Origin of the sequence: Peptostreptococcus equinus (assembly GCF_027125355.1) — a bacterium.
In the GTDB taxonomy this organism is placed as follows: domain Bacteria; phylum Bacillota; class Clostridia; order Peptostreptococcales; family Peptostreptococcaceae; genus Peptostreptococcus; species Peptostreptococcus equinus.
Genome location: NZ_CP114052.1, coordinates 1,908,775 through 1,934,181, shown reverse-complemented (window position 1 = coordinate 1,934,181; position 25,407 = coordinate 1,908,775). Strand labels below are relative to the sequence as shown.

The 25,407-nt window shown below is 32.1% G+C and carries 25 protein-coding genes and 1 other annotated feature; of the genes, 20 read left to right on the top strand and 5 right to left on the bottom strand.

What is annotated here, in order from left to right:
* Window positions 1-93 precede the first annotated feature (93 nt).
* From O0R46_RS09760 to O0R46_RS09750, 3 genes are all read right to left on the bottom strand, one after another.
* On the bottom strand, window positions 94-1,371 hold the full coding sequence (locus O0R46_RS09760; protein WP_269311550.1) for a Zn-dependent hydrolase: 1,278 nt from the start codon (window positions 1,369-1,371) through the stop codon (window positions 94-96).
* A gap of 244 nt (window positions 1,372-1,615) precedes the next feature.
* Entirely contained in the window at window positions 1,616-2,995 is a 1,380-nt protein-coding gene (gene hydA, locus O0R46_RS09755; RefSeq protein ID WP_269311549.1) for a dihydropyrimidinase, read from the bottom strand.
* A gap of 368 nt (window positions 2,996-3,363) precedes the next feature.
* Window positions 3,364-4,794, bottom strand: a complete 1,431-nt coding sequence (locus O0R46_RS09750; RefSeq protein ID WP_269311548.1) for a sigma-54 interaction domain-containing protein — start codon at window positions 4,792-4,794, stop codon at window positions 3,364-3,366.
* Window positions 4,795-5,124: 330 nt separating this feature from the next.
* Here O0R46_RS09750 and O0R46_RS10190 point away from each other — a divergent pair, with 330 nt between their 5' ends.
* The 15 genes from O0R46_RS10190 (at window position 5,125) to O0R46_RS09675 (ending at window position 18,173) form a co-directional block, all read left to right on the top strand.
* Window positions 5,125-5,619: a DUF1097 domain-containing protein gene (locus O0R46_RS10190; RefSeq protein ID WP_269311547.1), complete on the top strand. Its 495-nt coding sequence runs from the start codon at window positions 5,125-5,127 to the stop codon at window positions 5,617-5,619.
* Window positions 5,620-5,665: 46 nt separating this feature from the next.
* Window positions 5,666-6,883, top strand: coding sequence for an FAD-dependent oxidoreductase (locus O0R46_RS09740; protein WP_269311546.1), 1,218 nt, complete (start codon window positions 5,666-5,668; stop codon window positions 6,881-6,883).
* A gap of 17 nt (window positions 6,884-6,900) precedes the next feature.
* Complete coding sequence (gene preA / locus O0R46_RS09735) at window positions 6,901-8,154, top strand: NAD-dependent dihydropyrimidine dehydrogenase subunit PreA (protein WP_269311545.1); 1,254 nt, start codon at window positions 6,901-6,903, stop codon at window positions 8,152-8,154.
* A 137-nt stretch (window positions 8,155-8,291) separates the two neighbouring features.
* On the top strand, window positions 8,292-9,629 hold the full coding sequence (locus O0R46_RS09730; protein WP_269311544.1) for an APC family permease: 1,338 nt from the start codon (window positions 8,292-8,294) through the stop codon (window positions 9,627-9,629).
* Window positions 9,630-9,900: 271 nt separating this feature from the next.
* Window positions 9,901-10,050 carry a 50S ribosomal protein L33 gene (rpmG, locus tag O0R46_RS09725; RefSeq protein WP_036762401.1) on the top strand — a complete coding sequence of 50 codons (150 nt, stop codon included), beginning with the start codon at window positions 9,901-9,903 and terminating at the stop codon, window positions 10,048-10,050.
* A 25-nt stretch (window positions 10,051-10,075) separates the two neighbouring features.
* On the top strand, window positions 10,076-10,282 hold the full coding sequence (gene secE, locus O0R46_RS09720) for a preprotein translocase subunit SecE (RefSeq protein ID WP_269311543.1): 207 nt from the start codon (window positions 10,076-10,078) through the stop codon (window positions 10,280-10,282).
* Window positions 10,283-10,307: 25 nt separating this feature from the next.
* Entirely contained in the window at window positions 10,308-10,850 is a 543-nt protein-coding gene (gene nusG / locus O0R46_RS09715; protein ID WP_269311542.1) for a transcription termination/antitermination protein NusG, read from the top strand.
* A 14-nt stretch (window positions 10,851-10,864) separates the two neighbouring features.
* Window positions 10,865-11,290 carry a 50S ribosomal protein L11 gene (gene rplK / locus O0R46_RS09710; protein ID WP_269311541.1) on the top strand — a complete coding sequence of 142 codons (426 nt, stop codon included), beginning with the start codon at window positions 10,865-10,867 and terminating at the stop codon, window positions 11,288-11,290.
* A gap of 94 nt (window positions 11,291-11,384) precedes the next feature.
* A complete protein-coding gene (gene rplA, locus O0R46_RS09705; RefSeq protein ID WP_269311540.1) occupies window positions 11,385-12,083 on the top strand; it encodes a 50S ribosomal protein L1 in 699 nt (232 codons plus the stop codon).
* 68 nt (window positions 12,084-12,151) lie between these two features.
* Window positions 12,152-12,276, top strand: a sequence feature (ribosomal protein L10 leader region).
* Window positions 12,277-12,320: 44 nt separating this feature from the next.
* On the top strand, window positions 12,321-12,845 hold the full coding sequence (rplJ, locus tag O0R46_RS09700; RefSeq protein ID WP_269311539.1) for a 50S ribosomal protein L10: 525 nt from the start codon (window positions 12,321-12,323) through the stop codon (window positions 12,843-12,845).
* Between the two features lie 67 nt (window positions 12,846-12,912).
* Window positions 12,913-13,281 carry a 50S ribosomal protein L7/L12 gene (rplL, locus tag O0R46_RS09695; protein ID WP_269311538.1) on the top strand — a complete coding sequence of 123 codons (369 nt, stop codon included), beginning with the start codon at window positions 12,913-12,915 and terminating at the stop codon, window positions 13,279-13,281.
* A 264-nt stretch (window positions 13,282-13,545) separates the two neighbouring features.
* Window positions 13,546-14,289 (top strand): GDSL-type esterase/lipase family protein, encoded by a 744-nt coding sequence (locus O0R46_RS09690; RefSeq protein ID WP_269311537.1) that lies wholly within the window; start codon window positions 13,546-13,548, stop codon window positions 14,287-14,289.
* Window positions 14,290-14,302: 13 nt separating this feature from the next.
* Window positions 14,303-14,956, top strand: a complete 654-nt coding sequence (locus O0R46_RS09685; protein ID WP_269311536.1) for a DUF4358 domain-containing protein — start codon at window positions 14,303-14,305, stop codon at window positions 14,954-14,956.
* A 208-nt stretch (window positions 14,957-15,164) separates the two neighbouring features.
* The gene (locus tag O0R46_RS09680) at window positions 15,165-16,379 is read left to right on the top strand and encodes an MBOAT family O-acyltransferase (RefSeq protein WP_269311535.1); all 1,215 of its coding nucleotides are present in this window, start codon (window positions 15,165-15,167) and stop codon (window positions 16,377-16,379) included.
* 15 nt (window positions 16,380-16,394) lie between these two features.
* The gene (locus tag O0R46_RS09675) at window positions 16,395-18,173 is read left to right on the top strand and encodes a DHHW family protein (RefSeq protein ID WP_269311534.1); all 1,779 of its coding nucleotides are present in this window, start codon (window positions 16,395-16,397) and stop codon (window positions 18,171-18,173) included.
* 103 nt (window positions 18,174-18,276) lie between these two features.
* On the opposite strand, the gene O0R46_RS09670 is transcribed toward O0R46_RS09675, so the two are convergent.
* Window positions 18,277-18,570, bottom strand: a complete 294-nt coding sequence (locus O0R46_RS09670) for a hypothetical protein (protein WP_269311533.1) — start codon at window positions 18,568-18,570, stop codon at window positions 18,277-18,279.
* Window positions 18,560-19,666, bottom strand: a complete 1,107-nt coding sequence (locus O0R46_RS09665; protein WP_269311532.1) for a ParM/StbA family protein — start codon at window positions 19,664-19,666, stop codon at window positions 18,560-18,562. The genes O0R46_RS09670 and O0R46_RS09665 overlap by 11 nt, the downstream gene beginning before the upstream one ends.
* Window positions 19,667-20,248: 582 nt before the next feature.
* Between O0R46_RS09665 and rpsL the strand changes: the two genes are divergently transcribed.
* The 5 genes from rpsL (at window position 20,249) to O0R46_RS09640 (ending at window position 25,401) form a co-directional block, all read left to right on the top strand.
* The gene (gene rpsL / locus O0R46_RS09660; protein WP_269311531.1) at window positions 20,249-20,671 is read left to right on the top strand and encodes a 30S ribosomal protein S12; all 423 of its coding nucleotides are present in this window, start codon (window positions 20,249-20,251) and stop codon (window positions 20,669-20,671) included.
* Between the two features lie 182 nt (window positions 20,672-20,853).
* Entirely contained in the window at window positions 20,854-21,324 is a 471-nt protein-coding gene (gene rpsG / locus O0R46_RS09655) for a 30S ribosomal protein S7 (protein ID WP_269311530.1), read from the top strand.
* A 50-nt stretch (window positions 21,325-21,374) separates the two neighbouring features.
* Complete coding sequence (gene fusA, locus O0R46_RS09650) at window positions 21,375-23,441, top strand: elongation factor G (RefSeq protein ID WP_269311529.1); 2,067 nt, start codon at window positions 21,375-21,377, stop codon at window positions 23,439-23,441.
* Window positions 23,442-23,580: 139 nt separating this feature from the next.
* Entirely contained in the window at window positions 23,581-24,774 is a 1,194-nt protein-coding gene (gene tuf / locus O0R46_RS09645; protein WP_269311528.1) for an elongation factor Tu, read from the top strand.
* A 480-nt stretch (window positions 24,775-25,254) separates the two neighbouring features.
* Window positions 25,255-25,401: a hypothetical protein gene (locus tag O0R46_RS09640; RefSeq protein WP_269311527.1), complete on the top strand. Its 147-nt coding sequence runs from the start codon at window positions 25,255-25,257 to the stop codon at window positions 25,399-25,401.
* Window positions 25,402-25,407: the final 6 nt, after the last annotated feature.

The window sequence follows — 25,407 nt, the reverse complement described above, 5'->3', positions numbered from 1 at the left end:
TTATATTTACATAAAAAATAACGCTGGCTTTTAGCCAGCGCTATTTTTATTTTAAAAATGTTTATTTAAAATAACAAGAGTTATTCTCGAAATTTATCTTTTTATATCGTCTTCTTTATCTGCTTTTAATATTGCATTTAGAAGTACTGATGCACCTTCTGTACATTGTTCGTCTGATGCAAATTCAGGTTCGCAATGAGATAGTCCGTCTTTTGTAACTACGAATATCATTGTAGTCGGTATCATATAAGCTACGAACTGAGCATCATGACCTGCGCCTGAATGTATTGGCATATTAGCTATTTGAAGTTCATCAGCTGATTCTTGAACAAATTCAACTAACTGTTTGTTCCAATAAACTGTATCTCTTTCCCAAGCTAGCTTTATTTCACATTTACAACCAGCCCATTCTTTTTCTGGTAGAGATTTTACTATTTCTCTAACAGCTTCTAGAACTTTTGGATCTTCATGTCTCACATCTAGTGAAAACTCTACGAAATCTGGAATTACAGTATGTACACATGGATGACATACGATTTCTCCTGTAGTATATACCAATTCTGGTCTATTTAATTTATCAATTTCTTCATGTAGATAACAAAGAGCCTGAGAAGCAGCAAATAAAGCATCTTTTCTCTTATTCATAGGGAAAGTACCTGCGTGGGCTGCCTGGCCTGTGAAATTGATTCTATAGTTGAACATACCAAGTACACAGTCGACAATACCTACTGTTTTATTGTTATCTTCTAGGATTGGACCTTGTTCAATATGTAATTCAAAATCACACATATATTCATCAGGATTTAATCTGTTTTTCTTGTCTCCCTTATATTTAAAGTTTTCAAGCTTGCTTCCAAAAGTTGTTTCTCCATCTTCAACACTCTTAGAATTCATCATATTTTCATATTTGAAGTTTTTAGCAATTTCTGGAGGTAAATAGTCATTACATACTATACCAGAAGACATCATTGCTGGTGGATATAGAGAACCTTCTTCGTTTGTCCATATCATTGCAACTATATCATGTCTGTGTGGTATATTTTCTGCTACTATTGTTTCTAGTACTTCCATAGCACCCATAACACCTAAGATACCGTCGTAGTTACCACCATTTTTAACTGAGTCACAGTGAGATCCTGTAACTATTTTCTTTAAACCAGGTTCAGAACCAGGTAGAGTTGCATACATATTAGCTAAATCATCATATGTGATTATAGCACCTATTTTTTCCATTCTCTCTTTAAAGTAATCTCTAGCTTGTATTGCTTCAGGGCTTAGAGAGTATCTAGTAATACCTCCGTGACCAGCATCTCCAAATTTTGAAAATGTATGTATTTTTTCTGACATTCTTTCTAAATTACATTTGTACATTTAAAAATCTCCTTTCTTTATAACTAATATAAAACTCTCGCACTAAGTTTTACATTAGTAAAATATGTATTTTTATTTGATATTATTTTTATTAAAAATACATGGACTATTATTTTGTTTTCCACAAAAAATTGTTTATATATTTGTTTATATTTTCTTTATGTATTTATTTTTATAATTATATTATTTGAGTATTAATTGTATTTTATTTACTTTTGTTTATATATTAATTTAATTTTTTATATTATAAAACCTCCGGCTTTTCTCTCTTTAATAGTTGTCCTCTAGAATCCTTACCCACATATTCTCCATTTTCAGCTATTAATTCACCTCTAGAGAATGTAGCCACTGGATAGCCTTTAACTTTATAGCCTTCATATGGAGTATAGTCAACGTTTTCATGTAGATTATCTACAGAAAGTGTAACTTCCTTATTTGGATCGAATACTACTAGGTCAGCATCAGAATTTACAGCGATTGTACCTTTCTTTGGATACATACCAAATATCTTTGCTGGGTTAGTAGATGTAAGTTCTACAAATTTTCCTAAAGAAATTTTGCCTTCATTTACACCGTAATTGTATATTAGAGCCATTCTTGGTTCAACTCCTGGTGCACCATTTGGTATCTTTGTGAAATTATCGATACCCATTCTCTTTTGTTCCATAAAGAAAGGACAATGGTCTGTTGCTACTGTCTGTAGTTTTCCTAATCTTAGAGACTGCCATAATAATTCATTATTAAATCCATCTCTTAATGGAGGACTCATTACATATTTAGCTCCGTTGAAATTTTCTTCTTTGTAGTTTTCTATTGATAAAAGTAAGTACTGTGGACAAGTTTCACCCATAGTCTTAAATCCGTTCTTTCTAGATTTTGCTATTACATCAGCTGCTTCTTGATTACTTACATGTACTATGTAAATAGGAGCGTCTAACATTTCTGCTAATTTAACAGCTCTATTTGTAGCTTCAGCCTCGCATTTTTGAGGTCTTGAAATTGCATGATATAGAGGTTCTGTTTTACCATCATTTAATAATTTATTGATATTATAGTTGATTGAATCGTAGTTTTCAGCATGTACACATACTAAACCATCATGGTCTTTTGCTATTTGAAGTATTTCTAATAGTTCCTTGTCAGTAAGTCTCATACCATCGTAAACCATAAATACTTTGAATGTAGGGAAGCCGTTCTTTAATAGAACAGGAAGTTCTTCTCTTGTTTGGTCATTTAATTTTGTAACACCTAAATGGAATCCATAGTCAATTACAGCTTTTCCTTCAGCTTTTTGGCTCCATATTTCTATAGTTTCATTTAATGATTTTCCTTGTGGTTGAACAGCATAGTCAATAATTGCAGTAGTACCACCTATAGCGGCAGCTTTTGTTCCTGTTTCAAAGTCATCACTTGAGAATGTACCACCAAAAGGCATATCCATATGTGTATGTACATCAATACCTCCAGGAATTACATATTTTCCACCTGCATCGTAGACATTATCACCATCAATAGAGCTAGCTATTTCTACTATCTTTCCGTCCTTTATACCTATATCAGCGGTATAATTATCAGAACTTGTTAAAACATTGGCATTTTTAATTACTAAATCATAATTAGACATATAAAAACCTCCTTATGTGTGTTGTGTTTTAGAACACAAAAATAATATTTAATTATTAAAATTTTTGGCTGAATTTTTAAAGTAAATTAAAAAAAGAAAGTATTATTCGATTTTATTTAGATTTGATTTGATTGATTTGTTTAAAATGAGAATATCACTACCATTCTAAAAAGTCAATAAAAAAGTTTAAAAATTCAAAAAATATCTATATAAATTCTAATAAAGTTTGAATATTAGGGTATTTATATAGATATTTTGACTTTAATATGATTATACTTTGTATTATAAAGAAAATATTATTTAACAATCTTTAGTATATAATATTTAGTTTTTATTTTATGTATTAAATATAATTTTATATTATAAATTTATTTACAGTACTTATTAATTAGTCTATTTGCAGTACTTTGAGACAAATTTAAAGCTTCTGCCAACTTGTATGAAGAAGGGTAAGTAGAATAGTATTTTCTAATTATTTTTCCTTCAGTTTCTTCCAATATAATTTTGTAATCAGCTTTTTCGGGAATATTTATATTAATTTGATGTTCTTCCATAATTGATTCATTTTCATTATTTAAAATATTTACCGGAAGTTCATTGATTGAAATGACTCCATTTTGGCAGTTTATTACCAAAAATTCAATCAAATGCTCAAGTTCTCTTATATTACCTGGCCAATCATAGTTGTTAAGTATATCGTATATTTGTGCTGGCATTTTTACTTTGGAATCATATTTATTATTGTAATACAGTAAAAAATGACTTATTAATACGCTAATATCTTCTGATCTATCTTTAAGTGCAGGCATATTTAATTGAACTACATTTAATCTGTAATATAAATCCTCTCTAAATTTTTTGTTTTTTACTGCATCTTCTAGATTTTTATTTGTCGCAGTTATTATTCTAATGTCTGCAATAAATTTTTTATCAGAGCCGATAGGTAGAAATTGCTTTTCTTGAACTAATTCTAAAAGCTTTGCTTGTGTTGCCATTGGGATTTCACTTACCTCATCCAAAAATAAAGTCCCACCCTCTGCTTGTTCAACAAGACCTTTTTTACCACTGCTTAGGGCACCAGTGAAAGCACCTTTTTTATAGCCGAATAATTCTGACTCTATAAGATTTTCTGGTATAGTAGTACAGTTTATATTTATAAATGGTTTATTTTTTCTATCGCTATTATCATGTATAAATTTAGCAAGTGAAGTTTTACCAGTACCAGATTTACCTGTAATTATTAGGTTTACATCTTTGCTCGCAAATCTAAGCGTCTTTACCAAAGTTTCTTGCATATTCTTACTTTTAAAATAAGAGAAAGTATTTTTTATACTGTCTTTTCTGTTGGATATAATTTTTTCTTTACTAAGTTGCTTTTGAGTTTGATCAAGAGTGTTGTGTAGAATTTCATACTCTGTTATATCTCTGCAGTTTTCCACTACATATAAAACATCTCCATCTGAGTTTAGAACTGGTACAGATGTATTTAATATAATGCGTCCTTTGGCTGTTTTTTGTTTATATGTGATTTCTTTTTTATTTTTTAAAACATCATCGAATAGTAATATATCTACATAATTATTATCAATAATATAGGATATATGTTGGCCCAATATATCAGATCTTTTTACACCATAATTTTTTTCAAATGTGTTATTGCAATATATACAAATACCATCACCATTAGCCACAAAAATTTCGTCGTAAGAGTAATCAATTATTTTTTGAAAAAATTCTGCTTTATTTTTAGGAAGCAACTGCCCTACATCCATATATTCCCCAGTTTTTTTATCTAACATATAATTCTCCTTAAGCATTAAGTCATTTATGAATCATATTCTAGCAAAAAAATGTAAAATAATCAACAAAAATATTTTTTTAAGTCAAAAAAGACTTGTCAAAGTGTTATAGTGAGTCAAAAATGAATTATTGATAGTGCGAATGATAAACACTAGCATTAATGAATTTTTAAAATGTGTAAAATTCAACATAAATAGTTGTTTTATGATTTTGGCATGGAATTTGCAATAGTACTAAGTGTGAGTGAATTGAAAGTTAGATTTGATTGATTTGAACCGAGTTTACTTAGCATGATTTGATTGAAAAATTAAATATTTGGAGGTGTTCTGATGAGTTTTATTGTTGCTCTGTCTTTATCTACAGGGATATGCTGTGGTATATGGGCTCTTATTGCGTCTTTTACGTCGCTACACTTAGTTACTTGGATTGGTTTTGCTGGTTGTACAGCATATTTTGCTTCAGGTCGACATGGTTTAGACGGAATAAAATCAGCCTTTTTTGCACTTATGTCCGGAGTTCTTTCAGCCATAATAGCTGTCTGGATTAGTGGGAGATTTCCTGAGATAGGGGCAGTTGCTATTTTAATGACTGGAGTAATATCAGGTACTATGTGTCTGCAGTCTGTAGCAAAACCTCTTTGGTTTATACCAGGAGCCTTCATAGGTTGTTTTTCAACCTTTGCGTTTTTATCTTCTGGAGCAAATCTTTTCGGTCCAGATATAATCACACACATTCTGTCTTTGTCTCTTGGTACTATTTTAGCTGTATCTTGTGATAAAGGAGCAGGATTATTATTTAAACACTTTGGAAAAGAAGAAGTGTAATACTCAAATCAAAAAGCAAATTACTAATATTAATGGGGGGTTTACTATGAGCTATGTAGAAAAAATTAAATATGGAGAAAAAGCAGAAAAAGATTACGATATAAGAACTGCTATGGAAGAAGCCACTAGATGTCTGTTGTGTGAAGATGCTCCTTGTAGTAAAGGATGTCCAGCAGGAACAAACCCTGGAAAGTTTATAAGATCTATCAGACTTAGAAACTTTAAAGGTGCAGCAGAAACTATCAGAGAAAATAATATTTTAGGTGGTTGTTGTTCATTAGTCTGTCCATACGGAAATCTTTGCGAAAAAGAATGTGCAAGATGTGGTATAGATGAACCAATAAAAATAGGTAAGTTACAGAAGTTTGCAATTGACCATGAAAAAGAAAGTGGTATGCAAATTTTAAAAGCATCTGAAAAGAAATTAGGTAAGAAAGTTGCTTGTATAGGTTCAGGGCCTGCTTCACTTGCATGTGCAGCGAAATTAGCTCAAGAAGGTGTAGATGTAACAATATTTGAACAGTTTGAAAAAGCAGGCGGTGTATTAACTTACGGAATTACACCATCTAGATTACCTCAAGAAGTAATCGAACATGATATAGACCAAGTAAGAAACTTGGGTGTTGAATTTAAGTTTAATACTAGAATAGAAGGAAAAGAAGGTATAGAAAACTTATTAAAGGAATATGATGCTGTATTTGTAGGTGTTGGTTTATGGTCTGGATCTATTCCTGATATAAAAGGAAAAGACTCTAAGGGAGTTTATTCAGCTCAAGAGTTTTTAAAGAAAGCTAGAGAAAATAATGGAGATATAGAAATTGGAGAAGATGTTCTAATCATAGGTGGTGGAGACGTTGCTATGGATTGTGCTTCTACTTCAAAGCAGGTAGGTGCAAAGAACGTGGCTATAGTATATAGAAGAACTATAGAAGAAGCACCATCTTATTATGAAGAAATAAGATATGTTCAATCAATGGGTATTCCAATTCACACTAGATTTGCCCCTGAAGAAATATTGGCTGATTCAAATGGAAATGTAGAAAAAATGCTATTTAAATCATGGGACAATGTTTCTGAAATGACTATGAAGGCAGATACTGTAGTATTCGCTATTGGACAAAAGCCATCAGAAGATTACAAGGATGTAGAATATCCTAAGGGAGTATTTGTAAATGGAGATATAGTAAATGGTGGTTTAACAGTAGTTCAGGCAGTTGCTGATGGAAAACAATCTGCAGAAGAAATTTTGAATTATTTAGCTTAATTAAGGGGGAAAATCATATGGCATTAGTAAAAGATCTTTCAATAGAATTTTTAGGAGTAAAGTGCGAGAATCCTTTCTTCTTGTCTTCATCTCCAGTATGTAGTAATTATGAAATGATAAAAAAAGCTTTTGAAGCTGGTTGGGCAGGAGTATATTATAAGACAATAGGTATATTTATACCTGACGAATGTTCACCAAGATTTGACATAACAAGAAAAGAAGGTGCAGTTTGGACTGGATTCAAAAATATGGAAATGATTTCAGACAAACCTTTAGAAAAGAACTTAGAATATATAAAAAGATTAAAAGAAGAATTTCCAACTAAAGTTATGGCCGTAAGTATAATGGGTAGTGATGAAGAAGAATGGAGAATACTTGCGAAGAAAGTAACTGAAGCAGGCGCAGATCTTATTGAATGTAACTTCTCATGTCCACAGATGACAAGCCATGCTATGGGATCAGATGTTGGCCAAAATCCAGAATTAGTAGAAAAATATACTAGAGCAGTTGTTGAATCTACTCATCTTCCAGTAATAGCAAAGATGACTCCAAATATCGGTAACATGGAAGTTCCTGCTCTAGCAGCTGTAAAAGGTGGAGCAAAAGGTATAGCGGCAATAAATACAATCAAATCAATCACTAATATAGATATAGAAAACCTAACTGCAATGCCAGTTGTTAATGCAAAATCATCTATTTCAGGCTATTCTGGAGCAGCTGTAAAGCCTATAGCTCTTAGATTTATCACTCAGATGAAGCAACATGAAGGTCTAACAGATATTCCTATCACTGGTATGGGTGGTATAGAAACTTGGAATGATGCTTTAGAATTCCTATTAGTAGGAGCAAGCAACTTACAGGTTACAACTTCTGTAATGCAATATGGTTATAGAATAGTTGAAGATATGATAAGTGGTTTATCTCACTTTATGGAAGAAAAGGGCTTTGATAAACTAGAAGATATGGTGGGATTGGCACTTCCAAATATAGTACCAGCAGAAGATCTTGATAGATCATTTAAAATCATACCAAAGATTGATTATGACAAGTGCGTAGGTTGTGGAAGATGTTATGTATCTTGCTTTGATGCAGCTCATCAGGCTATTGACTGGGATAAGGAAAACAGAAAGCCAATTATAAATGATAAGTGTGTAGGCTGTCACTTATGTTTAAATGTATGTCCAGTCTTAGATTGTATTCTACCAGGAGAAGTTAAATTTAAAGAAGGTAGACAAGAACATGAAATAGAAATGAAGCATAAATATATATAAAGATTTATAAAAATTTAGCATTTTTCATATTATATAGAAGAAAAATTATTATGATGTAAGTTATATAAAATATAAAGGGGTGGATTTATCCATCCCTTTATAAAATAGGAATTATTGTATTTTAAAAGGTGAGTATTATGGAAGAAAATAAAAACTCAAAAGAATTAGTTAAAACGGTAGGGCTTGCTACGGCGACTTTTACAGTGGTAGGTTCTATTATAGGTGCAGGTGTTTTCTTTAAACCTCAAGCTATATATACAGCAACAGGTGGTGCGCCGGGAATAGCGATGCTCTGTTGGTTAATTGCTGGATTAGTGACAATTTGTGCAGGACTGACAGTATCAGAATTGGCTACATCAATACCTAAAACAGGTGGTATGGCTATTTATATAAAGGAAATGTATGGAGATATGTTTGGGTTTCTTGCAGGTTGGGTCCAAGTATTTTTGTACTTCCCTGCTATGATAGCGGCGCTTGCAGTAGTATTTGCAGATCAATTTGTAGCCTTGTCTGGAATGCCATCAATGAAGATGCCGATTACAGTATTAATGTTGATAATAGTATTCTTCTTTCATTTGCAAGGTGGAAAACAAAGTGCAGCTATAGGTAATATATCTACTGTAAGTAAAGTATTGGTTCTTTTTATAATTATAATAGCAGGATTTATATTAGGAAAGAATAATGCCTCGATAACGCAACCTTTTATAGGTGAAGGCGTAAATCCAGTTGTGGCTGGTGGACAGGTATTACTTGCACTTTTTTTTGTATTTGATGGTTGGATTAATGTTTGTGCATTAGCAGGTGAAATGAAAAACCCAGCTAAAGATTTATCTAAGGCAATAGTAGGTGGAATATTAATAGTACTTGCTATTTATGTGATAGTAAATATAGCTTACTTAAGAGTTTTACCAGCTAAAACACTGGGGGGCTCAGCTTCTCCTGGTTTAGATGTAGCTAAAGCTATATTTGGAGACATAGGTGGACTAATTATAGGAGCTGGAATAATGATATCAGTATTTGGATGCGCTAGTGCATTTAGTTTTACTGGATCAAGAGTATTATATGCAATAGCCCAGGATGATGTGCTTCCTAAAAGTGATAAACTTTCTAAATTAAATAAAAATGGTGTACCAGGAAATTCAATTATAGTAATTGGTATAATATCTTTTATATATGCTATGAGTGGACAATTTAACTTATTATCCGACTTTGCTATATTCTCTATTTGGATATTTATTGTACTGACATTTTTTGCTGTATTTAAAAACAGAAAGCTAAAGGATCCAAAAACTTTTGCATTTAGAGTACCAGCATATCCACTTGTTCCTATATTAGCTATATTAGGTGGAGCATTTGTATTAGGAGTTCAGCTCATAACTAGCACATTATTATCATTGGGTAGTATAATAATATTACTTTTAGGAGTGCCTATTTATAAATGGGGATCTAAAAAAGTAAAAAATAATAATATATAGTATATAGACAAAAAATATTTTAAATTCAAAGCTTAAATAGCTTTTTATATAGAAAAATAGATTGACTTTATATACTATTTATGGTAAATTATCTAAGACGGCTTTCTATGGTCGTCTTAGTTTAATTTGGAAAAAATAGGCTACATGCTTTGTAAAAGCTCCTGTCTGTTCCGTTTTTTTCAAGTTTAATATTTATTTTTGGAAGGTAATAGTTACTTGATTTTTTCAGGAGCTATATCATCATATATAAATTTTTTTGGAGGTGTAACAGATGAGAGTGAAAGTAACATTAGCATGTACAGAATGCGGTCAGAGAAACTACAATACTACAAAGAATAAGAAAAACAATCCTGACAGAATAGAATTACAGAAATACTGTAAGTTCTGTAAGAAGCACACAACTCATAAGGAAACTAAGTAATTAGATTTTTTAAGGAAGTGAGTATATGGCTAAAGAAAATGTAGAAGTTTCAGAACAGAAAGTTGGCTTTATAAAAGGAACAGTTAAAGAACTTAAACAAGTTACTTGGCCGACAAAAGGCGAACTTGCTGGTAAGACAACAGTCGTACTAGGAGTTGTAATAGTATCTACTTTATTTGTATGGTTAGTAGATACGGGGCTATCCAAGCTGCTAAGTTTGATAGTTAAATAATGGCTACGTTGAAAGGATGATTTTGATGTCAGAAGAAAGAGATTTAAATTGGTATGTCGTTCACACATACTCAGGACATGAAAATAAAGTAAAAACTACAATTGAAAATACTGTAAAAAATAGAGGTATGGAAGATATTATCCAACAGGTAATAGTTCCTACTGAAGAGGTAGTGACAACTACTAAGACTGGTAAAGAAAAAATTAGTCAGAGAAAAGTATTTCCAAGCTATGTTATTATCAAAATGGAAATGACAGATGAATCATGGTATATTGTCAGAAACACTAAGGGTGTTACTGGATTTGTAGGTCCTGGGTCTAAACCAGTATCATTGACAGTAGATGAAGTTAAGGCTATGGGAATAGAATTACCTGAATCAAAGATTGTCAGTGGAGAAATTGATTTACACAAGGGCGATACAGTAAAAGTAATCAGTGGTGCTTTTGTCGATAATGTAGGAGAAGTTGACGACGTAAACATTGAAAAAAGAGAAGTAAAAGTCTATGTAAATGCATTTGGTAGGAAGGCTCTAGTAACATTAGGGCTTGAAAATATAGAAAAAGTATAAGGAGGTGCAATAAAATGGCTAAGAAAATTATTGGACAGATTAAATTACAGATACCTGCAGGAAAGGCAACTCCAGCTCCACCAGTTGGACCAGCACTAGGACAGCACGGTGTTAACATTATGGCGTTCACAAAGGAATTCAATGCTAAGACAGCAGATCAGGCAGGTATGATAATACCAGTAGTAATATCAGTATACCAGGATAGATCATTCAGTTTTATAACTAAAACTCCACCAGCTGCAGTTCTTATCAAGAAGAAAATCAACCTTCAGTCAGGTTCAGGAGAACCAAACAAGAAGAAAGTTGGTAAAATAACTTCAGCTCAGGTAAGAGAAATTGCTGAATTAAAGTTGAAAGACCTTAACGCTTCTTCAGTTGAATCAGCAATGAAAATGATAGCTGGAACAGCTAGAAGTATGGGTGTTGAAGTAGTTGACTAATAACTACTAATATTTATTTTTATTCGCTATAGAGGACAAGTCGTTCGCTATTAGTGGGAGGTTTAAAACCGTATTACCACAAGGAGGAAAGAAAATGGCAAAAAAAGGTAAGAGATATGCAGAAGTATCTGCAAAAGTAGACAGAAGTGTTTACTATGATGCATCTCAGGCTCTACAGTTATCAGTAGACACTGCAGCTGCAAAATTTGATGAAACAATAGAAGCTCACATTAAGTTGGGTGTTGACTCTAGACATGCTGATCAGCAGGTTAGAGGTGCTGTGGTATTACCACACGGAACAGGTAAGACGAAGAGAGTATTAGTTTTCGCTAAGGGTGAAAAGGCTAAGGAAGCAGAAGCTGCAGGAGCAGATTTTGTAGGAGCTGACGAATTAGTAAAGAAAATCCAGGGAGAAAACTGGTTTGAATTTGATATAGTAGTTGCTACTCCTGATATGATGGGTGTAGTTGGTAGACTAGGTAGAGTATTAGGACCTAAGGGATTAATGCCAAATCCAAAGTCTGGAACAGTTACATTTGATGTAGCAAAGGCTATTGAAGAAATTAAGGCTGGTAAGGTTGAATATAGATTAGATAAGACTAACATTATTCATACTACAATCGGTAAAGCTTCATTCGGACAGGAAAAGTTATTTGATAACTTCAAGGTTTTAATGGAAGCTATAGTTAAGGCCAAGCCATCAGCTGCTAAAGGACAGTATTTGAAGTCTATAACAGTATCTTCAACTATGGGACCTGGCGTTAAGATTAACCCAGTTAAGTATGCTGATTAATAATCGATTGAATTAATAATCGAATTACTGTTGACACAGGTTGACAAATAGTATATAATTGTCAATGTTAAAAAAGAATAGATTTGCCGTAGACAGTGGGTGCAATATGCTTAATTTTCCCGCCGAGGTTACGATATACGTGATACTTGAACCCTTATTGTCTACTTGATAATAAGGGTTTTTATTTTATACGGTAAGTGCTAAACTTTATTTTTGTGAAGGAGGTGCACTAAGAATATGAGTAATGCTATTGAAATGAAATCAGCAGTGGTTTCAGAAATTGCAGAAAAATTACAGAAAGCTTCATCTGTTATCGTAGTTGACTACAAAGGTTTAACAGTTGAACAGGTTACAGAATTAAGAAGTCAGATGAGAGAAGCTGGTGTTGATTACAAGGTATACAAGAATACACTTGTAAGAAGAGCTGCTAAGGAAGTTGAAGGAGAAGCTTATGCTAACTTCAATGATGAACTATTAGTAGGACCAAATGCTATAGCTTTTGGATATGAAGATCCAGTTGCTCCAGCTAGAATACTTAAGGGATTTATGGATAAGAATCCTAAGAAGTTATCTTTAAAGATGGGTATAGTAGAAGGCGAATTCTATGATGAAAAGAAAATTGTTGAACTTGCAGATATACCATCAAGAGAAGAACTTATCGCAAAACTTCTTGGCAGCTTGAAGGCTCCACTATCAAACTTTGTTTACTTATTGGATGCTGTTGCAAAGAAAGACGGCGAAGAAGCTACAGAAGAAGCATAATATTAAAGTCCAGTTAACTGGCACATATTAAAATTTAAATTATAATGACACACGGAGGTGCAATAAAATGACAATAGAACAGATATTAGAAGCTATAGAAAATATGAAAGTTTTAGAATTAAATGAATTAGTTAAGGCTGCAGAAGAAAAATTCGGTGTATCTGCATCTGCTCCAGTAATGATGGCTGGTGCTGCTGCTGGCGGTGCTGCTGCTGGTGAAGAAAAGACTGAATTTGATGTAATATTAACTTCAGCTGGTTCTTCAAAGGTTGGAGTAATCAAGGAAGTTAGAGCTATAACAGGTCTTGGATTAAAGGAAGCTAAGGAAGTTGTAGATAACGCTCCAAAGGCTGTTAAAGAAGGCGTTTCTAAGGAAGAAGCTGAAGAAATTAAGAGTAAGTTAGAAGCTGCTGGTGCATCAGTAGAAGTTAAGTAATTAAAATTAATTTCAAAAATAAAAAATACTATCAAAGGGTTGTCTGTATCATTTTGGATCGGGTGGCTCTTTTTTTATGTAAATAAATATATGTTTTGATTATGGACTTGTTTTAACTAAAAAAAATAGAAATGGCTATTTATGAGCCTTTGACTTATGTCAAAAAGCTACCCAAAAGTTATTATTTCGGTTATAATGGATATAATGAGATTTTTATATACATTTTGATAATATATAAATTTGTGACAAGATAGGTGGTAATTTATGAATAAGAAAGTGATAGCATTGTCTGGTATTACAATTATAAGTGCTAGTATTTTTATAAATTCTAATATTTTCGCAGCAGATTCATCAAAGACTGACGCTGAATCTATAGCTTGGACTAAAGCTTTTATAAAAAGAGAGATGGGCAGGAATATTAGTGATACAGAGAAAGAAATTAATAAAGTTAATGAAGATAGCGATATAAAAAAATTTGATATGTCTAAGGCTCAAAAGAGGTTTGAAGATACTTTATTTGTGGGTGATTCTGTAACTGAATATTTGAGAGAAGCTAATATACTTGATTCTTCTAGTGTGGTTGCCAAAAAAGGTGAACATGTAAATCAAGCAGAAAAGCATTTAAATGAAATAAAGGACTTAAAACCTAAACAAGTAGTTATACTTTATGGTGCTAATGACATAACATATTCTTCTCCAGAAAAATTTAAAGAAGAGTACATAAAGTTGGTAAAGTCTATAAAAGAAGTTGATAAAGATGTAAATATATTTATTCAAGCTCCTTTACCAGTTTACGAAAAGGTAGCTGCAGCCAAGGATTCGAGAATAAATAATGAAAATATTAAACTATTTACAGAAAAGGCTAAACAGGTAGCTAGTATGACTGGCGCGCATTTTCTTTCATCCGATGGATTAATTACATCTGATGAAATGTATGAGCCAGATGGAATACATCTAAAATATGCTTTCTATAGAAATTGGTTGCATTTCTTGAGTGAAAACATATAGAGGAGGTGTAGTTTTGAATAATAATAATGATGACAAGAAGAAGGAAAAAGCAAAAAAAGAATCTAATACTAGTAATTTTGAACAAACAGCTAGGCTTAGAATAATTACTAGTGAAGAAATTGAACATACAAGAAAAGGCAAAGATGATGAAATTAACCCTTTTAGAAACTTTGTAAAAAGAAAACCTCTAAAAACAAGTTCTATATACAGAAAAAAATATGCTATTTTATGGGTTGTTGTATTTCTAGTGTTTGTACTTGCTTATCAGTTTGTGAAGGTAAAAGAAATTAATTTTTCTGAACTGAGCACACAAATTGAAAATAATGTCAGTATGGACGAGCTTCAAAAAGGAGATGAGTCTACTCTTAGGAAATTATATGGTATAGATAGAACGGATATTGAAAAATTCTGTTCATATGCTCCGAAGAGTAATATGATAGCCAGTGAAATTTTAGTAATAAAAGCTAAACCAGAAGCTGTGCAGTCGATAGTGAATAAAATACAGGTTAGAATAGATTCACAATCTAATAGTTTTAAGAATTATGCTCCAGACCAATACAGTATAATAAGCCAAAGTCAGTTAAAGGTTAAGGGAGATTATATTTATTATATATCAGCAAAAAATATGAATAAAATTGATGAAGCTATAAAGGCTAGTTATAAATAAAGGACGGTGAAGAAAGATGAGTTTTACAAGTTTAACGTTTTTGATCTATTTCTTCCCGTTGGCGGTTATTTTATATACGTTCACGCCGAAGAAATTTAAAAACAAAGTTCTCCTATTGTTGAGTTTGATATTTTACAGTTGGGGAAATCCTATATATCTATTGTTGATTATTTTATCCATAGTCATTACCTGGCTAGGGGTAAAGCTTATGTACAATATTAAAAACAAAAGAGAAGAAGCAAAATTTTATATGGTATGTCTAATAGTTTTCAATGTTTCTATACTGGCATTTTATAAATATTATGGATTTCTGATAGATAATATTAGCATACTTACTGGATTAAATCTAAAGATAATTAACTTACCACTTCCTTTTGGTATATCATTTTATACTTTTAAGATAATTTCTTATATAGTGGATGTGTATCTTGGTAAATGTAAACCTCAGTCAAGGCTTACGAGTTTTGCTTTGTATGTGTCTATATTCCCACAAATTGGTGCAGGACCAATAGTTCAGTACTCTGATATGGAGTCAGAGCTATTTGAAAGAAAAGTAACTCCTGAGAAGTTTGGCAAGGGTGTAGAGAAGTTTATAATGGGGCTTGGTAAAAAAGTATTGATAGCTAATAATTTGTCTCTTATATGGGTGCAGGTAAAGTCTATACCAGGATTAGAGATGTCAGCTTTGACAGCTTGGTTAGGAATTATAGCCTTTACACTATATATATATTTTGACTTTAGTGGATATTCTGATATGGCTATAGGTCTTGGAAGAATGTTAGGATTTACTTGGGCTGAGAACTTTAATTATCCATATATATCAAAATCAGCTAGTGAGTTCTGGAGAAGATGGCATATATCTTTAGGTAACTGGTTCAAGACATATATTTATATTCCTCTAGGAGGTAATAGAGTATCAAAATTATTGAACCTAAGAAATATATTTGTTGTATGGATGGTTACAGGTTTATGGCATGGTGCTAACTGGAATTTTATATTCTGGGGGTTATTTTATGGAATTATAATTTATTTAGAAAAAATAAAAATAGCTAAGCCACTTTCGAGAATGAATAGTAAAATACAGGTTTTATACTGTCTTTTCATTGTTGTAATAGGCTGGGTAATGTTTGATTTACAGTCTGTAGGGCAGATATTTAAGTTCTATGCCAATATGTTTATTATAGGCTCGACAGGTTTAGTTGACTCAAATGCTCTTTATATAATTAGAACATCATGGAAGTTGTTTTTAATAGCTATCCTAGGTTCTACACCATTTGTTCTTGGTTTATATGAAAATATAAAAAGAAGGTTTGGAAAGAATGGTTATATATTCTTAGCAGTATTTTATGCGATTATAGTATTGTTATCTATATCCTCATTGGTAGCTGATAGCTATAGTCCATTCTTGTATTTTAAGTTTTAGTAGGGGGTGAAGTTAATGAGTAAAAAGATAAGATATCGTGAACCCGACATGCCTGAAAGTTTAAGAAAACTACTAGAACTAGATGTAGAAGACCCTAGATTTGATGATTATTATAGGAAAAATAGATCATCAAAAACTAAAAGACCACAATCGACTTCAAATTCAAAGAAAAAAGCTATTGCTACAAAAAAATCTACACATACTAAGAAAAAGTTAGGTACTAGTAAATCTAATGATCAAAGAAAAAATAGTCACTCAAGTAGATTAGGGGATTTAAGTAAGTCATCTAAAACAAATAATAGCGCCTCAAATGCCAATTTAAGAAAGGGAAGATCTTTTTCCAATAGAAACCATGGGGAATTAGACAAAAGGCCTAAAAAAAGCAATAAAAGGGCTGAGATACATAATTCAAACAAATATAAGCTAGACAAAGAGAATGTTGTTAAAAATAATAGAAATGCAATAAAAAATAAATCCTCTAATATAAAAAGAAACACATATATAGGGGATAGAAGAAAATCCTCTCAATCAAAACCTAAATCACATGTAAGTATAAGTGGTATTTTATTTTATATACTTAATTTACTTCGCATGTTAATAGATTTTGTAATCAATGGCGGTGATAAAAAATTATATATAAATAAGGAAAATAAAAAGAAATTAGATAAGAGTTATTTTAGAATTAATACAGCAATTTTATTTGTTATTGTTTTTGTTCTATTGTTGCTTAATATTGTGACACCTTCAAATAAAATATCAGAAGCGGAGAATAGAACATTGGCTCAGGCTCCAAAATTTTCTATAGATAGACTTATACATGGCAAATATGGTGAAGATTTTTCCACGTATGTGTCTGATCAGTTTGTATTTAGAAAGAATTTCATTAAAACAAAAGCAAATTTTGATAGATTTATGGGCAAGAAAGAAATCAATGGAGTATATATCTGCAAGGATGACTATTTGATGGAAGGCTTTAAGAGAAGTGATGATAAGACAACAGATGCTAAAGTGAAGGCTATAAATAACTTTTCTAACAAGAATAAGAGTATAAAAGTAAGTGTATTATTAGCTCCGAATAAAGTAGAAGTTTATAATAATTTAATGCCAACTAATGCACCAGTCGATTCGCAAAAAGAATATTTAAATTATGTTAAAAAAGGATTGGATGATAAAATCAAATTTGTAGATGCACTTGATCCTATGCTAAGAGCAAAGAATAACGAACAGCTATACTTTAGAACAGATCATCACTGGACTGTAGATGGTGCTTATTTAGCATATAAAAGCTATTGCAAGACTTTGAATATTGAGCCAGTAGGTCTTAATTCATTTACAAAGTCTCTTGCAACAGATAAGTTCTATGGTAGCCTGTATTATAAAAATGCAGCCCAGATAGGTAAACCTGATAAGCTAGAGATGTATTTACAACAAAATGATTTAGTAGTTCTTTCAAAATATTATGATACAAAGAAAAAAATTCCTAGTTTGTATGATGCAGAAAAGTTGGATACAAAGGATCCATATCAGGTTTTTACTGGAGGTAATCATACTCAGATAAAGATTAGAACCAATGTAGATACAGATAGAAAGTTATTAATATTTAAAGATTCTTATGCTAATGCTATGCTGCCATTTTTGGTAAATAATTATTCGGAAATCATGGTAGTTGACCTTAGGTATTATACAGGAAAAGTTCAAGATTTAACTTCTAATGGTTCATTCACTGATGCTTTGATATTGGCTAATGCCAATACATTTAATACAGATTCTTCAATATTGAATCTTAATTATTAATAAGCAAATCAGTTATAAATTAATTTTAAAATATCAAATATAAAAAGCCTAGTGAAAATATTTTTCACTAGGCTTTTTATTCTTTCTCCCTCTTTTTATTTTTTTAATCTGGCATATTAGAAAAAATATCGCTTATACTATCTTTAACCTTATCGACTTCATTAGCGATGTTCTTTTCTATCTTATTTTGCCTCTGAGAAGGATTTAATTGTATAGCTCCGCCACCGATTATGGATTTTAAAAACTCAACTTCATTTTTTATATATTTATATTCTATTAGAATTCTTTCTATGGCTTGACTCTTTGTATTTATATTATTTTCTTCCATGTAGTCTAATATTATTTGATCAAGATCGGGGCTTATATATGATGTCAATCTAATTCTGTTATTTTTCAAGTTTTACACCAACCTCGTATAATCCCTTTGCAGTGGCCATTTGGCTATCTTCAACTTTAATGTATCTATCATCTAAACTCAAATTAAGCGCTGTACCTCCTGATACATATATATCCATTTCATCCAAGTTATTCCAAGTTTCTTCAATGATTTCGTTTGTATCATCAGAAGTTAATTTGTAAGCTAATTCCTTTAATTCTGGATAATCATCGGCTGAATCAATTTCAGGTAAACTCTTAGTGATTCCATTTTCTACCAGTCTTTTTTGTACCATTTTTAATGCATTTTGATTTCCAGATTCTATAGTTGTGCTTAGTTTATCATTGAATTTAAAGCCCTTATCAAAGTAGCTAAGTTCAGTAGTTCTAAATCCTATATTAACCATACCTACTGGTTTATGCTCGTTTATTTTACTACCCATAGCATATATTAAAGCTGCATCTGCTTCTCTAAATATGTTTACATTTTCTATCTTTATAGTTTTGACGCTGTTATTTATTTTATTCTTTACAGAGACTGTAGAATCCTTATATTCCCTCTGTATTTCCTTTAGCGTGCTCTTCTTGAAAATTTTGTATGGAACGCCTATTATCAGACTTACATTGTCTGATACGGCTATTTCACTTAGTGCTGCACTTATCAATATTCTAACTACTGATGATGTTTTACTGTCTCCAGCATTTCTGATGCTTTTCATACTTTCTTTTTCTGAAAGGTCTCCTACAAAGTATTCTGCACCATCTATTTCTACATATATTGGATTCTCTTTGTAGTCATCTAATGAAATATTTCTACCATCGCCATATATACTTTTGAATAAACAAGTATACTCTTTTTCGTTGTATAATGAATATCCTTTTACATAACCTCTACCAATATCTAATCCTATTATTTGAGTGTCCATCTTATTTTCATTCTCCTTCTTTTTAATATTTGTTTTATTTTGGTCTTTTTTCAATAATTTTGATTTTTCTTCTTCATTTTTTACTGTTTTATCTTCTGAATACTGTTTTTCATCTGATGTATATTTTTCAACTATAGTATTTTCAAATGTTTCGATATCATTGATATCTGTATTATTTATTTTTTTATCCATAATAAATACCTCCATAAACAATTATAACATATATGACACTAATACGCTACACTTTTATAATATATTACAAAAGTATCACTAAAAAAACACTTAAAATGATTCTATTACGTAATAATAATACACTAATAAGGAACTATAAATGATAAAATTATAAAAAGTAACACTATATAGTGATAAAATAAAACTTAAAAAGGAACTATAAAATATTGTCTATATTTTAGATAATATTTTGAAATAGAACTTGAATATTTAGAAAAAAATAAATTGAAAATAAAATGATACAAAAAATTAAAAATAACATATAAATAATGAAATAAAATTTAAGAAAAGAACTAGCATTAAATTTGTTAATTATAATGTATATAATATAGAAACAATTAACTGGTTAATAATTTAAAATTCGTTGACATCAAAGAGAAGTAGTGCTAAAATAATAAGGTATGTAATCTTTAAATAATTAATTATTACATCAATTTTAGTGAAGACTAAAGCATCAAAACAATTAATCAATATGCAAGGCATATTGGTAAGGTTGGCGGTCACTGATTATGATCGGAAATTAAAAAGAAGGAGGTGCAGTTGATGCCAACAATCAACCAATTAGTACGTAATAGTAGAAAAGCGCTAGAAAAAAATTCTACAGCGCCAGCACTTCAGAAAGGTTACAATTCTTTAAAGAAGAAGTCAACTAATCTGAGTGCACCACAAAAAAGAGGGGTTTGTACTTCAGTTAAGACAGTAACACCAAAGAAGCCAAACTCAGCTCTTAGAAAAGTTGCCAGAGTTAGATTAACTAACGGTATAGAAGTATCTGCTTATATTCCAGGTGAAGGACACAACTTACAGGAACATAGTGTTGTTCTTATAAGAGGTGGTAGAATAAAGGACTTACCAGGTGTAAGATACCATATATTAAGAGGTACACTAGATACTGCAGGTGTTGACAAGAGAAGACAGTCAAGATCTAAGTATGGTGCTAAGAGACCAAAAGAAGCTAAAAAGTAATCCTATATAAATAGTATATAAATTACAAAAAAAGCCTACAAAAAACGCAAGTAAACAAGTGAAATGGCTGTTTACAGCCTATTGATTATAGTTCGATGCTTTAAATATATATATTTATGGCATCACGGCAATTTATGTCGAGTACCTATGATTTAACTTTTATAATTAAGGAGGGAAGCGCAATGCCAAGAAAAGGTAATGTTCCAAAGAGAGATGTACTACCAGATCCAATGTACGGAAGTAAGGTAGTTACTAAGTTAATAAACAATTTAATGTATGATGGTAAAAAAGGAAAGTCACAGAAATTAGTATATGACGCTTTTGCATTAGTAGCTGAAAGAACTGGAGAAGATGCTCTAGAAGTATTCAACAAGGCTATGGAAAACATCATGCCAGTATTAGAAGTAAAAGCTAGAAGAGTCGGTGGTGCAAACTATCAGGTGCCTATCGAAGTTAGAGCTGACAGAAGACAGACTTTAGGTCTTAGATGGTTAGTAAAATATACAAGAGCTAGAGGCGAAAAGGGAATGGTTGAAAAGCTTGCAAAGGAAATAATGGATGCAGCAAACAACACTGGAGCTTCAGTTAAGAAGAAAGAAGATACTCATAAGATGGCAGAAGCTAATAAGGCGTTTGCTCACTACAGATGGTAATCTTTTAACTTTATATATATGAATTTATAAATAAGTTAAGGAGGAAAAAGATGGCTAGACAATTTCCATTGGAAAAAACTAGAAATATAGGAATAATGGCCCATATAGATGCAGGAAAAACTACAACTACTGAAAGAATCCTGTTCTATGCTGGACGTACTCATAAAATAGGAGAAACTCATGATGGTGCATCACAGATGGACTGGATGGAGCAGGAAAAAGAAAGAGGTATCACAATTACTTCTGCCGCTACTACTTGTCAGTGGAAAGAACATAGAATCAATATTATAGATACTCCAGGTCACGTCGACTTTACTGTTGAAGTTGAAAGATCTCTTAGAGTTCTTGATGGATCAGTTGCAGTTTTCTGTGCTAGATCAGGAGTTGAACCTCAATCAGAAAATGTTTGGAGACAGGCTGAAACTTACGGTGTACCTAGAATAGCATTTGTAAATAAAATGGATAGACAGGGTGCTGACTTCCTAAATGTTGTACATATGATGAAGGATAGACTAAAGGCTAATGCAGTTCCAATGCAGTTACCAATAGGTAGCGAAGATGATTTCACAGGAATTATAGATCTTCTTACAATGAAGGCCAACATTTATAAGAACGATGAAGGTACTGATATAGAAGTAACTGAAATTCCAGCAGACATGATAGAACTTGCTGAAGAATACAGAGAAAAATTAGTTGAATCAGTTTCTGAAACTGACGAAGATTTAATGATGAAGTACCTTGAAGGTGAAGAAATATCAGTCGAAGAATTAAAGGCAGGAATAAGAAAGGCTACAATAGCTTGTGAAATGAACCCAGTACTTTGCGGTACAGCTTACAAGAACAAGGGTGTTCAGTTATTACTAGATGCTGTTATAGAATACCTTCCTGCACCAACTGATATAGAATCAATCACTGGTATATTACCAGATGGTGAAGAAGCTGCTAGACACGCTTCAGATGAAGAACCTTTCTCAGCTTTAGCGTTCAAGATAATGACTGACCCATTTGTTGGTAAGTTAGCATTCTTTAGAGTTTACTCTGGTACATTAGAATCAGGTTCTTATGTATTAAACGCTACAAAGAATAAGAGAGAGAGAATTGGTCGTATCCTACAGATGCATGCCAATACAAGAGAAGAAATAACTAACGTTTATGCGGGAGATATAGCTGCTGCAGTAGGTCTTAAGGATACTACAACAGGAGACTCACTATGTGATCCTAATGAACCAATAATACTAGAATCAATGGAATTCCCTGAACCAGTTATATTCGTTGCTATAGAACCAGCTTCTAAGGCAGCTCAGGAAAAGATGGGTGTAGCTCTTCAGAAACTTGCTGAAGAAGATCCAACTTTCACTGTTAGAACTGATAAGGAAACAGGACAGACTATCATCGGTGGTATGGGTGAACTTCACCTTGAAGTTATCGTTGACAGACTTCTTAGAGAATTCAAGGTTGAAGCTAATGTAGGTGCCCCTCAGGTTGCTTACAGAGAAACAATTACAGTTCCAGTAGATGTTGAATACAAGTATTCTAAGCAGTCAGGCGGTAGAGGTCAGTACGGTCATGTTAAAATTAGAGTTAACCCACTTGAACCAGGTGAAGGATACAAGTTTGAAAATGTTACTGTTGGTGGATCTGTACCTAAAGAATATGTTGGTCCAGTTGATCAAGGTGTTCAGGGCGCTATGCAGTCAGGTATAGTTGCTGGCTATCCAGTAGTTGACGTTGGTGTTGAACTATATGATGGTTCTTATCATGAAGTCGATTCATCAGAAATGGCCTTCAAGATGGCAGCATCTATGGCATTTAAGGATGCTATGAAGAAGGGTAATGCAGTATTACTTGAACCTATATTTGCAGTTGAAGTTGTTACTCCAGAAGATTACATGGGTGATGTTATGGGTGACTTGAACTCAAGAAGAGGTCTTATCCAGGGTATGGAAGCTAGAAACGGAGCTCAGGTAATAAAGGCTCATGTTCCGCTATCTGAAATGTTTGGATATTCTACAGACTTAAGATCTTCAACTCAGGGTAGAGCTACATATACAATGATATTTGATCATTACTCACAGGTTCCAGCATCTGTTGCTAAGAAGCTTACTGAAGGTAAGTAATAGCAAGTAATTTTTCTTGTAAAAGTTGATAAAGACAAGAAAAAATGATATAATTATTAAGGATTTACAATTTTTTGTAAAATAGGAGTATGAATGTGCTCCAGATAAATAAACATAAATTTTATTAGGAGGAATCAAAATGGCAAAAGCTAAATTTGAAAGAAACAAGCCACATGTTAACATTGGAACAATAGGTCACGTAGACCATGGTAAAACAACATTAACAGCAGCAATAACAAAGACTTTATTTGATAAGTATCAGTTAGGTGAAGCAGTAGACTTCGCTAACATAGATAAGGCACCAGAAGAAAGAGAAAGAGGAATCACAATATCAACAGCGCATGTTGAATATGAAACACCAAACAGACACTACGCACACGTAGACTGCCCAGGCCATGCGGATTATGTAAAGAACATGATAACAGGAGCAGCACAGATGGACGGTGCAATCCTAGTAGTTGCAGCAACAGATGGACCAATGCCTCAGACAAGAGAACATATCCTACTATCAAGACAGGTAGGTGTACCATATATAGTAGTATTCCTAAACAAGTGCGATATGGTAGATGATGAAGAACTATTAGAATTAGTAGAAATGGAAGTAAGAGAATTACTAAATGAATATGAATTCCCAGGAGATGATACTCCAATAGTAAGAGGATCAGCATTAATGGCATTAGAAGAGCCAGGATCAAAGTGGTCAGATATAATAGTAGATTTCTTCGAAGAAATAGATGAATATATTCCAGCACCAGAAAGAGCAGTAGACAAGGACTTCTTAATGCCAGTAGAAGACATCTTCTCAATCACAGGAAGAGGAACAGTAGCTACAGGTAGAGTAGAAAGAGGAGTATTAAAGGTATCTGATGAAGTAGAATTAGTAGGATTATCAGAACAGCCAAGAAAGGTAGTAGTAACAGGAGTAGAAATGTTTAGAAAGTTACTAGATCAGGCAGAAGCTGGAGATAATATAGGAGCACTACTAAGAGGAATCCAAAGAGATGAAATAGAAAGAGGCCAGGTATTAGCAAAGCCGGGTTCAGTACATGCACATACAAAGTTTACAGCAGAAATATATGTGTTAAAGAAAGAAGAAGGTGGTAGACATACTCCATTCTTTGATGGATATAGACCACAGTTCTATTTCAGAACAACAGACGTAACAGGTGAGTGTAAATTACCAGAAGGAATAGAAATGGTAATGCCAGGAGATAACGTAACAATAGAAGTAGACCTAATCAACTCAATATGTGTTGAAGAAGGTTTAAGATTTGCCATAAGAGAAGGTGGTAGAACAGTAGCTTCAGGAGTTGTTGCATCAATAATTGAATAATTAATTGAATTATATAAAGTCAGTAGTTTTTACTACTGACTTTTTTTGTGTACAAAAAATATGGCTATCTAAAAATTAAATAAGAATATAATAAAAGATAAAATAAATGTGGCAAAAATGGTAGGTAATTAAGTCAGAAAAAATATTAGAATAGGATAAAGTTATAAAAATATATTAATAAAAAATTAAAAGATTAATTATTCTATATAATATTAGGTATATATCTAGTATAAGCTTCTAAAAAATATAAAATAAACTTATGTAAGAAGATATAAAAATTGACAATTGACAATAATATGATAGAATTGAAATAAGATAAAATGTGGCAAAATATGACCAAATATAGCCAAACACTAAGATGGATTTTATTTCCTCTTAGTGTTTATTAGGATGAAAATATATATTTTGAAAATTAATTGAAGTGTATAAGGAAAAATATGGATTTTAAAAAGAAAAACAGTGGATTATGTGGAGGATTTTATGAAAAAACGATTTAAGAAAGTAACTAGTGTATTTATGGCACTAGTTCTACTGGCCAGTTCTTTGCCTGCAAATGCTCTTGCAGCTGATTCTGTAACACCAACAGGAGTGTCAACAGATAAAAAACTGTTACAGCAGATGCTGTAGGAGAAA

What these genes read in the sequence shown, in the direction of transcription:
- O0R46_RS09760 (WP_269311550.1), bottom strand. Translation starts at nt 1,371, where the DNA reads ATGTACAAATGTAATTTAGAAAGAATGTCAGAAAAAATACATACATTT.
- hydA (WP_269311549.1), bottom strand. Translation starts at nt 2,995, where the DNA reads ATGTCTAATTATGATTTAGTAATTAAAAATGCCAATGTTTTAACAAGT.
- O0R46_RS09750 (WP_269311548.1), bottom strand. Translation starts at nt 4,794, where the DNA reads ATGTTAGATAAAAAAACTGGGGAATATATGGATGTAGGGCAGTTGCTT.
- O0R46_RS10190 (WP_269311547.1), top strand. Translation starts at nt 5,125, where the DNA reads ATGAGTTTTATTGTTGCTCTGTCTTTATCTACAGGGATATGCTGTGGT.
- O0R46_RS09740 (WP_269311546.1), top strand. Translation starts at nt 5,666, where the DNA reads ATGAGCTATGTAGAAAAAATTAAATATGGAGAAAAAGCAGAAAAAGAT.
- preA (WP_269311545.1), top strand. Translation starts at nt 6,901, where the DNA reads ATGGCATTAGTAAAAGATCTTTCAATAGAATTTTTAGGAGTAAAGTGC.
- O0R46_RS09730 (WP_269311544.1), top strand. Translation starts at nt 8,292, where the DNA reads ATGGAAGAAAATAAAAACTCAAAAGAATTAGTTAAAACGGTAGGGCTT.
- rpmG (WP_036762401.1), top strand. Translation starts at nt 9,901, where the DNA reads ATGAGAGTGAAAGTAACATTAGCATGTACAGAATGCGGTCAGAGAAAC.
- secE (WP_269311543.1), top strand. Translation starts at nt 10,076, where the DNA reads ATGGCTAAAGAAAATGTAGAAGTTTCAGAACAGAAAGTTGGCTTTATA.
- nusG (WP_269311542.1), top strand. Translation starts at nt 10,308, where the DNA reads ATGTCAGAAGAAAGAGATTTAAATTGGTATGTCGTTCACACATACTCA.
- rplK (WP_269311541.1), top strand. Translation starts at nt 10,865, where the DNA reads ATGGCTAAGAAAATTATTGGACAGATTAAATTACAGATACCTGCAGGA.
- rplA (WP_269311540.1), top strand. Translation starts at nt 11,385, where the DNA reads ATGGCAAAAAAAGGTAAGAGATATGCAGAAGTATCTGCAAAAGTAGAC.
- rplJ (WP_269311539.1), top strand. Translation starts at nt 12,321, where the DNA reads ATGAGTAATGCTATTGAAATGAAATCAGCAGTGGTTTCAGAAATTGCA.
- rplL (WP_269311538.1), top strand. Translation starts at nt 12,913, where the DNA reads ATGACAATAGAACAGATATTAGAAGCTATAGAAAATATGAAAGTTTTA.
- O0R46_RS09690 (WP_269311537.1), top strand. Translation starts at nt 13,546, where the DNA reads ATGAATAAGAAAGTGATAGCATTGTCTGGTATTACAATTATAAGTGCT.
- O0R46_RS09680 (WP_269311535.1), top strand. Translation starts at nt 15,165, where the DNA reads ATGTACAATATTAAAAACAAAAGAGAAGAAGCAAAATTTTATATGGTA.
- O0R46_RS09675 (WP_269311534.1), top strand. Translation starts at nt 16,395, where the DNA reads ATGAGTAAAAAGATAAGATATCGTGAACCCGACATGCCTGAAAGTTTA.
- O0R46_RS09665 (WP_269311532.1), bottom strand. Translation starts at nt 19,666, where the DNA reads ATGGATAAAAAAATAAATAATACAGATATCAATGATATCGAAACATTT.
- rpsL (WP_269311531.1), top strand. Translation starts at nt 20,249, where the DNA reads ATGCCAACAATCAACCAATTAGTACGTAATAGTAGAAAAGCGCTAGAA.
- rpsG (WP_269311530.1), top strand. Translation starts at nt 20,854, where the DNA reads ATGCCAAGAAAAGGTAATGTTCCAAAGAGAGATGTACTACCAGATCCA.
- fusA (WP_269311529.1), top strand. Translation starts at nt 21,375, where the DNA reads ATGGCTAGACAATTTCCATTGGAAAAAACTAGAAATATAGGAATAATG.
- tuf (WP_269311528.1), top strand. Translation starts at nt 23,581, where the DNA reads ATGGCAAAAGCTAAATTTGAAAGAAACAAGCCACATGTTAACATTGGA.
- O0R46_RS09640 (WP_269311527.1), top strand. Translation starts at nt 25,255, where the DNA reads ATGAAAAAACGATTTAAGAAAGTAACTAGTGTATTTATGGCACTAGTT.